Source organism: Pseudomonas sp. 3A(2025) (assembly GCF_054589175.1).
Genome location: NZ_BAAILM010000048.1, coordinates 208,640 through 221,467, shown reverse-complemented (window position 1 = coordinate 221,467; position 12,828 = coordinate 208,640). Strand labels below are relative to the sequence as shown.

Genomic DNA, 12,828 nt, shown 5'->3' with positions numbered 1-12,828 from the left:
ATGAACAGTTTGAGTCTGGCACTTACCGCGAATCACGAAGAGATCACGGTGTTCAACCCTTTTGATGGAGCAGCCATTGGCGAAGTTACCAAGGTTCCGGCGACAGCGGCTCATGTTCTTATCGAAGCGGCCAAGCATGGCGCAGTGATTGCGCGCAATCTGTCGCGGGCCGAGCGCTCTCGTATCCTTGAGCACACTGCTGCGCTGGTGGAAAAAGACAAGGAAGAGTTTGCCCAGCTGATTTCGGCAGAGTCAGGCAAGACCATTCGCCAGGCGCGTAAGGAGGTACTGCGCTGCGTCAATACCTTGAAGTTGTCAGCTGAAGAGGCCAAGCGCAATGCCGGGGAGATTGTGCCTTTCGACGCCTATGTTGGTTCCGAGTCGCGCCAAGGCTGGTTCACCCGTGAACCTCTGGGCGTGATTCTGGCGATCACTCCTTACAACGACCCGCTCAATCTGGTGGCCCATAAATTGGGGCCGGCCATTGCCGGAGGCAACTCGGTCGTCTTGAAACCTTCGGAACTTACTCCGCTGTCGGCGGTGAAGCTGGTGAGTTGCCTGAACGAGGCCGGCCTTCCTCACGAGGTGGTTTCGGTCGCCACAGGTGATGCCGAATTGGGCAAGGCTCTGGTCGCGCACCGGGCAGTCCGTATGATTTCGTTCACTGGCGGTTTTGTCACTGGTGAGCAGATCACCCGTACAGCCGGTTTGAAGAAAATGGCGATGGATCTGGGCGGCAATGCGCCGGTCATCGTCATGGCAGACTGTGATCTGGATACCACCGTCGAGTCTTGCGTATCGGGGGCTTACTGGGCAGCGGGGCAAAACTGCATTGGCACCCAGCGGATCCTGATCGAAAGCAGCCTGTACGAAGCATTCAAGGAAAAATTTGTCGAGCAGTCACGTGCGTTGGTAGTGGGTAACCAAGCAGATGAACGTACTGATGTCGGGCCAATGATTTCCGAAGCTGCTGCCAAGCGCGCCCAGGCCTCTGTGAATGAAGCAATAGATCAGGGTGCAACCCTGCTGCTCGGTAACGAGCGCAAAGGATCGTTGTTTTCTCCCACTGTGCTGGAGAACGTCAACTTCGATTGCAGGATCTGGCAGGAGGAAGTGTTCAGCCCCATCGTGATCTTGCAGAAAGTTGGCACCCTGGAAGATGCGCTGATGCTGGCTAACGAGCCTGAGTACAGCCTGCACGCCGGCATTTTCACCAGCAACCTGAATACAGCCATGAAAGCAGCCCGTTTGCTGGAAGCAGGCGGTGTGATGATCAATGACTCTTCGGACTACCGCTTTGATGCCATGCCGTTTGGCGGGTTCAAGTATGGAAGCATGGGACGCGAAGGCGTGCGGTTCGCTTATGAAGATATGACGCAACCCAAGGTCGTTTGTCTTAACGGCCCAAGCGTTTAACTCCAGGCTGTTGTTACTCAGTCATGCGGCTTGAACAGGGTTTCGCCGGCTGGCGGAACCCTGTTGCAATACAATAACAAGGTAAGAGCGTATGAGTATTAGTGAGCGCGAGCCTGTTCAGGCGGATTTGGCGTGCGCAAAAAAAGAAAAATATGTAGGGGTCGAGGACGCCGGTTACAAGAAGACGTTGCGTGCCCGACAGATTCAAATGATCGCCATTGGCGGCGCGGTCGGCAGCGGGTTGTTTCTTGGTGCTGGAGCGCGATTGTCCGAGGCAGGACCTTCTCTGGTTTTTTCCTTTGCGGTCTGTGGTGTGTTTGCCTGGTTCATTATTCGTGCCTTGGGTGAACTGGTATTGCATCGCCCGTCCACCGGGTCTTTTGTTTCCTACGCCAGAGAGTTTTATGGTGAAAAGCTGGCTTATGCAGCTGGCTGGATGTACTGGACCAATTGGGTGACCGTCGCGATCGCTGAACTGACAGCGACTGCGCTGTACCTCAATTTCTTCAAGGCCTACGTGCCCTTTCTCGGGGACGTTCCGCAGTGGGCCTCGGCTTTGGGTGTACTGGTCATCATCACTACGATCAATCTGGTTTCAGTGAAGATCTTTGGTGAGCTCGAGTTCTGGTTTGCCTTCTTCAAGGTCGCTGCGCTGGTGACCTTTCTGTGTGTCGGCGTCTATATGGTGGTGTTCGGTACGCCCATTGCTGGCCACACACCGGGCTTTCAACTTATCGCTGATCATGGCGGCTGGTTCCCCTATGGGGTGATGCCGGCAGTCATATTGATACAGGGTGTCGTATTCGCCTACGGCAGTATCGAGCTGGTCGGCACCGCAGCGGGAGAGGCCAAGGACGTCGAGCGCGTAATGCCCAGGGCCATCCGCGCCGTGGTGTTTCGCATCGTGGTGTTCTACGTGGGCACAGTGCTGTTGCTGTCGCTGCTCATGCCCAATACGGCTTATGTTCCTGGTGTAAGCCCGCTGGTGACCTTCTTCGGTGCTATTGGTGTTCAAGGTGCAGATGCGATCATGAACATGGTGCTGTTCACCGCTGCCATCTCGTCACTCAATGCAGGCATCTACACCACTGGTCGCATTCTGCGCTCTTTGGCGGTCACCGGATCGGCACCGCCGTTCCTGGTAAAAATGAACAGCCGGGGCGTCCCGTTTGCCGGGATCATGTTTACCACCATTGCCTCGCTGGCGGGGGTGGCCATGAATGCCTTTTTACCTGGCCAGGCGTTTGAAATTGCTATGTCGCTAACCGCGATTCTGATGCTGGGAGCCTGGGGCGTCATCATTCTCTGCCAACTGAAACTCTATAAGTTGTCTGAGCAGGGGGTGATGGACCGGCCTAACTTCCGGATGAAGTTTGCACCCTACAGCGGCTACGCGACCCTGGCGTTCTTTGTTCTGGTGTTTGTCCTTATTGCCTGTGATTACCCGGTGGGGACTTACTCGGCTGCTTCAACGCCTCTATTCGCTGCCGTCCTGGTATTCGGCTGGTACCGGGTGCGGGGGCGTATCCAGGCTATTGCCCAAGGGCGGCGGGTGTTCGATGCCAACCAGAACCTTGTTTCCGCTCAGCCAGCGCATTCACCAGTGGACCATCACGACGGTCCGCAACTACAACAAGTCCGATAAGCGAGAGGGTATATAGATGCGTCCTGACAAAGAGAATCTGGCCACTCTGGGAGTGGGCAGCCAGGCTGTTCATGGTGGCAACGTAATGGATGCCACTACAGGGGCAGTGCGTACCCCGTTGATCATGGCCAACTCCTACCGCCTGCCTGAGGACCCGGAGGATATGGACTGGTCAAGTCCGGACGGGCTGGTCTACACCCGAAACGCCGGGCATAACCAGGTATGCCTGGAGAAGAAGCTGGCGGCCATCGAGGGCGGTGAAGCGGCTGCAGCCTTTGCCACCGGTGTTGCTGCCCTGCACGCGGTGTTCTTCACCTTCCTTAAAAGCGGCGATCACATTGTTGTCGGGGATGTGACCTACGAAGCCGTCTGGCGATTGTTCGCCGAGCTGCTGCCGGAACGCTATGGCATCCAGGCAACCTTCGTGAACATGGGCGATCTGGACGCGGTTCGCAAGGCGATAAAACCCAATACGAAGCTCATCCACACCGAGTCCATTGGCAACCCGACAACCAAGGTAGCAGATATCCAGGCCTTGGCCGAGCTGGCCAAGGCGCACGGTGCACTGCTGTCAGTGGACGCCACCTTTACTCCGCCGCCTTTCTTCCATGCCTTGAAAAAAGGTGCTGACTTAGTGGTGCACTCGCTGACCAAGTACATCAATGGCCATGGTGACGCCATGGGTGGTGTGGTCATTGGCAGCAACGAATTGATTGGCAAGATAAAGCACGATGCGCTCGTTGACCTGGGTGCGGTCATCTCTCCATTCAACGCCTGGCTGATCATGCGCGGCTCGGTGACGCTGCCATTGCGAATTCGCCAGCACTTGGCGACAGCTGAGAAAGTTGCGACGTTTCTCGAGAATGACCAGCGCATTGCGTATGTCTATTACCCAGGGCTGCCTTCCCATCCGCAACATGAGCTGGCCCGTCGTCAGTTCGAAAACAAGGGCTACGGTGCAGTCATGGCATTTGCTGTAGAGGGAGACTCGGCAGCACAGAACCGCTTCGTTGCCAACCTGAAGGTGATTACTTCGGCCGTTTCGATTGGCCACGATGAGTCACTGATTGTGCACGTTGGGCCTGAGGCACGCGGTGGGTCCGAGCACTATCCAGCCGAGTTTCTGCAGTATGGGCATCTGCGTCTTTCCGTCGGTCTGGAAGATGCTGATGATGTGATCAACGATATCAGCGCTGCGCTGGCAGAGACGTTCCCTAAATAACCACGAACACGTTAATTTGCTCTTCAGGCTATCCCTCCTTGGCCTCCTTGAAAGGGAGGCCTTTTTTATGGGGTCAGCGATGAAGTTCTGCAACGGTCATGGTGAACAGCAGATCTTCCTGTCCAGGATTGATGTATTGGTGCGCAGTGTCAGTTCTGGCGAGGGCCGAGCAGCCTTGGGGAATGATCAACTCACTGGTGTCGACGATAATCTTCAGTGTGCCGTGCTCAACATGAAATAGTTCCCGAGTACCAGCCGGATGTCCGCTGGATTCGAACACTTCGCCGGGCTTCAACTGCCAGCGCCACAGTTCAATCATGTCGGGACCGCTGGTGCCAACCAGCAGTCGCGCCGTACCGCCCAGCGGGCCGGTCCAGAGTGTCGGTATTTCTTCGGCCTGAATCAGGCGCGCCGGTGGGGCGCTCGCCACATTAACGATATCGGCTACCGATAATCCCAGGGCGGCGGCGATCTTGCAAAGAATGGCAATGCTGGGGTTGGCATTGCAATTTTCTATCTCCACCACCATGCCTTTACTCACTCCGGCACGACGGGCAAGTTCGTCCAGCGACAGTTTTTTCTGCTTGCGTTCTTCTCTCAAGCGTCGGGAAACGGCCTCGCTAACTTGATGGATATCAGCGCCCGAATCGGTCGTTATATTGACTGTTTTGGTCATTGGTCATTAAAATGCACTAAATTGGTCAGTGAGAGATTTTCTAATGCTTTCGGTACATCCGTCAATTGACCCTCGGGTTAGAGAACTGGCGCCTGGGTTTCGTGCAATCAGTGTTGTCGTTGAAGCAGCACCCATCGTTAACCCGGAAGTTGCAGAGCAGGTCATGCAGCAAGCATGTCAAGCGGTCACCACCCAGCCCTTTGAATGGGCCGAGGCGCATCTTCTGGCCTGGGCTGAAACGTTTCGCAAGTTCGGCTCCAAGCCGCAACGCACACCGTGTTCTGCACAGGCCTTGCTCAAACGGGTCCTGAAAGACAGCAAATTGCCGGTCATCGACCCGGTGGTCGATCTGTACAACGCGATCAGCATCAAATATGCCATTCCTGTGGGCGGCGAGAATTTTGCGGCCTACGTGGGCATGCCGCGCTTGACTGTTGCAGATGGAACCGAGGTGTTCGACACCATGAACAATGGTGAACCGGCCAACGAATCTCCCGATGTTGGCGAGGTCATTTGGCGCGACGAGCAGGGCGTGACCTGCCGCCGCTGGAACTGGCGCCAGGGCGTACGTACCCGGCTTGACGCAACGGCGCAGAAAATGTGGTTCATTCTCGAAAGCTTGCCGGAAATGCCGATTGAAGCCCTGAATGCTGCCGCTGATGAGCTGGTGTCCGGCTTGAAGGAGATGATGCCGGAAGCCGTGGTCACCAGCGAACTGATCGAGGCCTGAGGCGACCTGCTGCAGCCTGCAAACTGCCCAAGGGGACGACCCCTTGCCAAGGGCTTGATTCGCCGGGACGACCCGGCCTCTAAAGAGGGTTATTCATGGCTTGGGTAAGTCTGGTTATTGCGGGAATTCTGGAAGTGGTTTGGGCATTCTCGATGAAGCAGTCGGAGGGTTTCACCAAGCTTGGAGCCTCGACGGTCACTATCGTGACGGTGATTGCCAGTTTTGTGCTGCTGTCATACTCGATGAAAAGTCTGCCGTTGGGCACGGCTTATACCATCTGGACAGGAATTGGTGCAGTAGGTGCTTTTCTGGCCGGTATTACTTTCCTCGGGGAGCCCGCAGGGGCAATGAGGATCGTGGCGGCAATCATGATCATTGGTGGGCTATTGCTAATGAAGCTTTCTTCTGCTGCGTGATACGGATCAGATGACCAGGGAGGCCGCCGTCAAGCGGCCTTTTTTGTCACTGCCGAAAATCAGACATGCGAGCGAAATGCTTGAAGACGCGCAGTCTGCTCAGCAAAAAGTGCAAGGTGACTTGTTCTGTATTACGGCGTGCCTGCCTAAGGTGAACGTTGACCGCTGTGGCTGTTTCGATGCGTCGGTACGACCATGAACGCAACTCAATTATCTATTCGGAGTCATTATGGACTACGTCAGCACCCGTGGTTCTGCGATATCAGCCAGCTTCCGGGATGTGATCCTGTCTGGTCTGGCGGCAGATGGTGGGCTTTATGTGCCTAGGGATCTGCCCCACTTCAGCAGTGAGGAAATCGCCAGTTGGTCCTGGTTGCCTTTCGATGAGTTGGCTTTTCGGGTCATCGCACCGTTCATTGGCGATGAGATTGATAGCCTGGCGCTCAAGGGGTTGCTCAAAGAGTGTTACCACGACTTTGCCCATCGGGCTGTTGCCCCGTTGCAGCAGATCGGCCAGAACGAATGGGTGCTGCAACTGCACCACGGGCCTACCCAGGCTTCCAAGGATTTTGCGGCGCAGCTCCAATGTCGGTTGGTGAATCACTTTATGGGCAGTTCCGACAAGGCAGTGGTGATCGGTGCGACAAACGGCGATACCGGACTCGCGGCCATTGAGGCGTTCAGGCCTATCGATGATGTCCAATTGGTAGTGCTGTATCCCAGCGACGGGGTGCCACCGGACCGGCTCAGTGGTTTGTTTGCCACGCGCTCTGGGCGCATTCATCTGCTGGAAATCGAAGGCAGTTTTGACGATTGCCAGACGCTGGTGTCGCAGGTGCTCAGGACCTGGCCAAACGAGCAGGCCATGGCTGTCAGCTTCAACTCCACCAACTGGGTTGGCGTGCTGGCGCAGATCAGTTTTTTCTTCTACAGCGCGCTGCAGCTCGGTGGTGGTGTGCGACCCATCGGTTTCAGCATTCCGGGCGCCAGCTTCGCTGAAATCTATGCCTGCTACATTGCGCAGAAAATGGGTTTGCCGATCAACCAGGTAATCGTATCGACCAACTCCAACGATGCACTGCACCGGTTTATCAACCGTAATACCTATGCCATTGGCGAAATCAGCCACTCCAGCCACTCGCTTTCACCAGCGATGGACTTTTCCGTCTTTTCCAACCTGGAAAGGTTTATATGGGAGCTCTACGAACACAACGGTGCTGGTGTGGCGCAATTAATGAGTAGGTTTGAGGCGTCTGGCCAGCTCAGTATCGACAACAAACAATGGTTACAGGCCAGGATGTTGTTTGATTCCTACGCAGTGGCCGACGCTCAGGTGAAGGAAGAGTTGCTTGCGCTGTATCGTGAGGCTGGGGTCGCAGTTGATCCGCAAACCGCTACCGGAGCCTTGGCGGCCAGACTGCACAGGCGCAGCATCTCAAGTCCGATGGTCACATTGGCCCAGCTTGCGCCGTCCAAGTCTGCCCAGGTGTTGGCCGATCTTGGCATATGGAACGCAGAAGTGCCGGCAGTTGCCGTTCCTAATGTTGACCACACCGTGTTGAACAAGGGTGATCTCGATGGCTTGTCCCGATTCATTTGTGGCTTGTAGGGGGATGCCATGAAGCGGCTGCTCGACCCACAGGATGAGCGTATTCTTGCTGAATTGGTGGCCAATGCCAGGATTTCCCACGCTGAACTGGGGGGCAGGGTTAACCTGTCCCGCAATGCGGTTCGTCAGCGTATTGAACGTATGGAGCGCGATGGGGCTATTGAGGGATACACCATCTGCATGGGTGAAGGCCGGAGAGCTGCAGTGCCGATCAGTGCCATCATCTTTGTGTACCGACATGATCGTATGCGGGGCAATGATGTGATCCGCTCGTTGAAGGCTATCGCGCAAGTGACCCTGTGTGAGGTCATGAGTGGCGAGTTCGATCTGATGGTCAGGATCGAGGCAGCACACCCGGAACAGGTTCATGCTGTTTGGAAAGCTATTGCAGCCATGCCCGGGGTCGACAACACGGTAACCACTTTTGTCTTGAACACGCTTATTTAGTTACTGCCTGAGGATACATAGGCTGCCGGGCCTGGGCCCGACAGCCTTGTCTGTGTCAGCGAGGCTGTACTAGAGCAGTTCGCTGGCCATGCCGGACCTTCTTCAGCCAAGCGACGGTCAGAATGGCGAACCAGATTGGCATGCAGATCATGGCCTGCAAGGTGTCTGGCTCCAGTGCCAGCAGCACGATAACGAACGCAAAAAACGCCAGCACTGCCCAAGACATGATCAGCCCGCCAGGCATTTTGAAGCGCGAGGCTTTGTGCAACTGTGGGTCGATCCTCCGGTAGCGGATATACGCCACGACCGTCATTGCCCAGGCAAAGACGAACAGAATGGCCGAGATGGTGGTCAGCACCGTGAACGCCTTCATCACTTCCGGAATGATGAACAGGACCACCAGGCCCATTGCCATGCACAGGCAGGAAAAGACCAGGCCCCTGACTGGAATGGCCGAGCCGGAAAGTACCTTGAACAGCCCAGGGGCCTGGTCTTTGTCAGAGAGGCTGTAGATCATACGGCTGGTCGCGAAGACTCCGCTATTGGCTGCAGACATGGCTGAGGTGAGGACCACCAGGTTGATCAGCCCAGCCGCAGCAGGCAGGCCTGCCATGAGGAACACCTGCACGAATGGACTTTGTTCCGGGTTGATTTTTGCCCAAGAAGAAACCGAAATGATGCAACCCAATGCCAGCACATAGAAAATGATGACCCGAAGCGGCACCGAGTTGATCGCCTTCGGCAGCGTCTTGTGCGGATCGCGGCTTTCGGCGGCGGTCGTACCGATTAACTCCACGCCGGCGAAGGAGAAAATGGCGATTTGAAACCCGGCAAAAAATCCACTGATCCCGTAGGGGAACATCACACCGTTTTCAGTGAGATGGCTCACAGAGGCCACGACGCCCTGTGGAGAGGTATGCGACAGGCTGATCATCACCAGGCCGGTCACAATCAGGGCAATGATGGCGATCACTTTGATCAGCGCAAACCAGAACTCCACTTCACCAAACAACCTGACAGCAAACAGGTTGAGTGAGAACAGTATTGCCAGCACACCAAAAGCGGGCGCCCAGATCGGGATGTCTGGAAACCAGAATCTCATATAGCCGGTGATCACTGTGCAGTCAGCAATGGCCACCACGACCCAGGCCAGCCAGTACGACCAACCAATGAAGTAACCGGCCCACGGGCCAATATACGAGGTGCAGAATTCGGTGAAGGTCTTATGCTTCAGGTCTGAAAGCAGAATTTCTCCCATGGCACGCATGACAAAGAACATGAAACAGCCAATGATCGCGTAGGTCAGAATAATCGACGTGCCGGACACGCTGATGGTTTTACCTGAACCCATGAACAGGCCGCTGCCAATGGCACCGCCGATGGCAATCAACTGAATATGTCGATTGCTCAGGTTTCTTTTTAAAGAGTGCTCATCATCCAGATGATTAGTAAGGTCGTGCTTCATGCCTCTCGCCTTGGAATTGTAAGTAGTTGCAAGCAGGGAGCCATCAGGAGGCTGCATATTTGCGGCCACCTGATGGAGTGGGGCCTGGTCAGGGCATTTACTGTCGCAGGATAGCGAATGAGATCAGGCAGTCGAATAGGCCAATGTGCTTCTTGTTTTGAGCAAGGTGCTACTTGGTGCGGCTATTTTGATCAGGTTCCGGAGGTGGAATTAGTGTTGAGCAGGCCTGTTTTCTTGGGGCATGAAAAAACAGCGTCAGGTCAATTATCAAATGGATTGCAAGTTTGATCAATTTGCTCGTGCGGCAGAGCATATTGCCATATTTAAGGTGCTCTGAGGTGGTGTAGGATTTTCACTTGGGGGCCTGAAAAAAGCCTGGCTTGGTTGGATATTCCGTATTGCTATTTGCGTGGCTATGACTAGATGCAGCTTTCTAATTTTGCCTAGCAGTCCCCGCTCGATAGATAGGTAATAATTATTATAAGGACTGTTTCATGAGCACCAAGAACGTGTTGCCCGGCATCGCTGCCAATCTGACTGAAATGATCGCCATCCGTCACCATCTGCATGCTCACCCTGAAATCGGGATGCAAGAGTTCGCAACGGCTGAGCTGGTTGCGAATTACCTGCAAGCTTGGGGTTATGAGACGCATCGCGGCATAGGTGGCACCGGGGTAGTGGGAACACTTCGCCAAGGGCGGGGTGGCGGCATGATCGGGATACGGGCTGATATGGATGCACTGCCCATTCAAGAGCAGACCGGGCTTGACTACGCCAGCCAGCACAGCGGCGTGATGCATGCCTGTGGGCATGATGGACACACTGCAATTCTGCTGGCGGCGAGCAGGCATCTGGCAGAGAGCCGAAATTTCGACGGTACCCTGGTCGTCATCTTTCAACCTGCCGAGGAAGTCGATGGCGGCGCCCAGCGTATGCTCGATGACGGCCTGTTCGAGCGCTTTCCCTGCGATGCCATTTTCGGACTGCACAACATGCCTGGGCTTGCCACAGGCAAGCTTGGCTTTCTTCCGGGACCGTTCATGGCCTCTACCGATACATTACGTATTGTCATAACCGGGGTAGGTGGACATGGCGGCATGCCGCACGAGGCCATTGATCCGATCGTGGTGGGCAGCTCAATCGTCGTGGGGTTACAGAGCATCGTATCGCGTAACACCAATCCTTTCGAAACAGCAGTGATCACCGTGGGTTCATTTCATGCCGGAGACGCGCCGAATGTGATTCCGGCCAAGACTGAACTGCAACTGTGTGTCAGGGCCCTGCGCCCGGAAATTCGCCAATCGTTGCTGCAACGCATCGAAGTTCTTGCCCAGGCACAGGGCGCAGCGTTTGGTGCGCAGGTGAGTGTCGAGCTGGTAGCAGGGGAGTCGTTGCCACCGGTCATCAACCATGCAGGGTTCACTCGTTTTGCTAAGCAGGTGGCGCTGGACTGGGCGGGGACGGATGGTGTGATCGAGCAGATGGTTCCGGTGGCGGCAAGTGAAGACTTTGCCGTGATGCTGGAGCAGCGGCCAGGCTGTTACTTCTTCATTGGCAACGGCGACGGGGAAGGCGGTTGTATGGTTCACAACCCCAAGTACGACTTTAATGATCAGTGCCTTGGGGTTGCAGCCAGTTATTGGGTGAAGCTGGTTGAAACGTTTCTTTGTGCCGATACCATTCAGCGCCTGGATGAAATCAGGAATGGCTGACCAACAATGCCAAGAGTATGAACAGGGTGAGGCAACCGACTGCACAAGGTAGCAGCAAGCGATATACCGCCCGCTCATGGTTGTGGCCTACGCAGAGGCCGGCAGCAATGGACATCCTGACCGGCGAGAACAACCCCATGCAGGTACCAGAGGTGTGCTGCAGCGCGGCCAGTGCCGGGATGCTCAGGCCTGCCTGGACCGCCAAGGCATACTGTGACGGCATGAACAGGCTGTTCGGTGCATTGCCACTGTTGGCCAGAATGCCAAATGCAGCGGAGGTGATTGGCGTCAACAGTACGGCTGAAGTCTGCAGGGTGTCGAACATGCCTTGAGCGAACGCGTGCGAGATGCCCGCAGCTGTCAGAACCTCTGCCAGCATGGCGAACAGAAAAACCGTCAGCACTGCCTGCTTGCCGGTCTTCCAAGCCGTTTGCAGCTCTTTTGGCAACTGTAGGAGCGTGCCTTTGATAGCAGCAGTCATCAAGGCTCCGCCAATGAGCCATGACCCGGCATGGAACAGGGGCGACCATTTTGGCAGGTCGTCATAAGGGGCGACCTTGCCCAGTGAGGTGAGTAGTGTCCTGAAGTCAGGCAGCAGCCGGGATGCTACAAGACCAGCCACCAGAACGATATAAGGCATGGCGGCAACCAGGGCGTTCAGGGCTTGCTGGCTATCCGGTTTCCTGTCGCTGAGGAAGCGCAAGAGGATCAACGGTCCGAAGGCGGCCAACAAGCCGGTCTCAGGCCCCAGACAGTCTGTTGCCATGGCCAGAAGCACCAGGGTGCCGATCATCCACAGTGCTTCACGCAGGCATTCTGTTCGTGAAGCTGCCATGCCGGCATTTGCTGCTGTGCGCCAGAAAAGCGGCAACCAGATGATCATCAGTAGCGAAACAGGAATCACCGAGTATACACCCAGATCGGACGGCGACATGCGGGCGTAGGCTGCTGCGAGTATCGTCCCGCTGCCCATTGCTCCCCAGGGAATAAACGTCTGGCTAAGCAGGGCGAAAATCATCAGATGCACAGGGGCGAGCCGCATGCCACGCAGCAGCGCGACAGTGCCGAGCATGCCGACGCCGAAGCCGGTGGCGGACTCGGCAAAAGGGCCGATCAGGAAACAGGCAAAGAAGGCGGTTCTACGCCGCAGCACAGTGGTCCCGGCCTCAAGGGCGGGACTTTGTACAGCCATGCCTGCAGGTTTGCTCATGGCGATTTGCCAGAAAATCAGCCCGCCGAGGATGTAAGGAACGATGGTCATACCGATCCATGAGCCCCTGCTCAGGGCACTGCTCAGTTCGGTCAGGCCAAACGCGTGTGGCCCGCTGAAGATCGCCACGGGGATGGCGGTCAGCACTCCCAGAAAAGCAGAGTTTGAAGCGGTAAGCCGCCCGCAGCCAATGGCGCTGGCCACGATAAAAGTTGGAAGAAGCCACAGGAGATAAATCATTGGTCTACTGCTGATCCCGATATGTTGCCTACTCCGCCGG

11 protein-coding genes are annotated in these 12,828 nt (G+C 55.8%); 8 read left to right on the top strand and 3 right to left on the bottom strand.

Annotated features, from left to right (window positions below; translation table 11 throughout):
- The 3 genes from ACYP2A_RS18850 to ACYP2A_RS18840 all read left to right on the top strand — a co-directional run bounded on the left by ACYP2A_RS18850 (window position 1) and on the right by ACYP2A_RS18840 (window position 4,283).
- Window positions 1–1,416, top strand: a complete 1,416-nt coding sequence (locus ACYP2A_RS18850) for an aldehyde dehydrogenase family protein (RefSeq protein WP_459747211.1) — start codon at window positions 1–3, stop codon at window positions 1,414–1,416.
- A 91-nt stretch (window positions 1,417–1,507) separates the two neighbouring features.
- The gene (locus ACYP2A_RS18845) at window positions 1,508–3,061 is read left to right on the top strand and encodes an amino acid permease (RefSeq protein WP_459747210.1); all 1,554 of its coding nucleotides are present in this window, start codon (window positions 1,508–1,510) and stop codon (window positions 3,059–3,061) included.
- Between the two features lie 16 nt (window positions 3,062–3,077).
- Entirely contained in the window at window positions 3,078–4,283 is a 1,206-nt protein-coding gene (locus ACYP2A_RS18840; RefSeq protein WP_459747209.1) for a trans-sulfuration enzyme family protein, read from the top strand.
- A gap of 73 nt (window positions 4,284–4,356) precedes the next feature.
- Here the strand turns inward: ACYP2A_RS18840 and ACYP2A_RS18835 are convergent, their stop codons facing one another.
- A complete protein-coding gene (locus ACYP2A_RS18835; RefSeq protein WP_459747208.1) occupies window positions 4,357–4,959 on the bottom strand; it encodes an XRE family transcriptional regulator in 603 nt (200 codons plus the stop codon).
- A gap of 43 nt (window positions 4,960–5,002) precedes the next feature.
- On the opposite strand from ACYP2A_RS18835, the gene ACYP2A_RS18830 reads away from it, so the two are divergent.
- The 4 genes from ACYP2A_RS18830 (at window position 5,003) to ACYP2A_RS18815 (ending at window position 8,161) form a co-directional block, all read left to right on the top strand.
- Complete coding sequence (locus ACYP2A_RS18830) at window positions 5,003–5,689, top strand: B3/B4 domain-containing protein (protein ID WP_459747364.1); 687 nt, start codon at window positions 5,003–5,005, stop codon at window positions 5,687–5,689.
- Window positions 5,690–5,784: 95 nt separating this feature from the next.
- Window positions 5,785–6,105 (top strand): DMT family transporter, encoded by a 321-nt coding sequence (locus ACYP2A_RS18825; protein ID WP_459747207.1) that lies wholly within the window; start codon window positions 5,785–5,787, stop codon window positions 6,103–6,105.
- A gap of 229 nt (window positions 6,106–6,334) precedes the next feature.
- Complete coding sequence (gene thrC, locus ACYP2A_RS18820; protein ID WP_459747206.1) at window positions 6,335–7,714, top strand: threonine synthase; 1,380 nt, start codon at window positions 6,335–6,337, stop codon at window positions 7,712–7,714.
- 9 nt (window positions 7,715–7,723) lie between these two features.
- Window positions 7,724–8,161: an Lrp/AsnC family transcriptional regulator gene (locus ACYP2A_RS18815; RefSeq protein ID WP_459747205.1), complete on the top strand. Its 438-nt coding sequence runs from the start codon at window positions 7,724–7,726 to the stop codon at window positions 8,159–8,161.
- Window positions 8,162–8,216: 55 nt separating this feature from the next.
- On the opposite strand, the gene ACYP2A_RS18810 is transcribed toward ACYP2A_RS18815, so the two are convergent.
- Window positions 8,217–9,626 (bottom strand): amino acid permease, encoded by a 1,410-nt coding sequence (locus tag ACYP2A_RS18810; protein ID WP_459747204.1) that lies wholly within the window; start codon window positions 9,624–9,626, stop codon window positions 8,217–8,219.
- A 494-nt stretch (window positions 9,627–10,120) separates the two neighbouring features.
- Between ACYP2A_RS18810 and ACYP2A_RS18805 the strand changes: the two genes are divergently transcribed.
- Window positions 10,121–11,338, top strand: coding sequence for a M20 aminoacylase family protein (locus tag ACYP2A_RS18805; protein WP_459747203.1), 1,218 nt, complete (start codon window positions 10,121–10,123; stop codon window positions 11,336–11,338).
- On the opposite strand, the gene ACYP2A_RS18800 is transcribed toward ACYP2A_RS18805, so the two are convergent.
- Complete coding sequence (locus tag ACYP2A_RS18800) at window positions 11,325–12,788, bottom strand: L-lactate permease (RefSeq protein ID WP_459747202.1); 1,464 nt, start codon at window positions 12,786–12,788, stop codon at window positions 11,325–11,327. The genes ACYP2A_RS18805 and ACYP2A_RS18800 overlap by 14 nt on opposite strands.
- Window positions 12,789–12,828 lie beyond the last annotated feature (40 nt).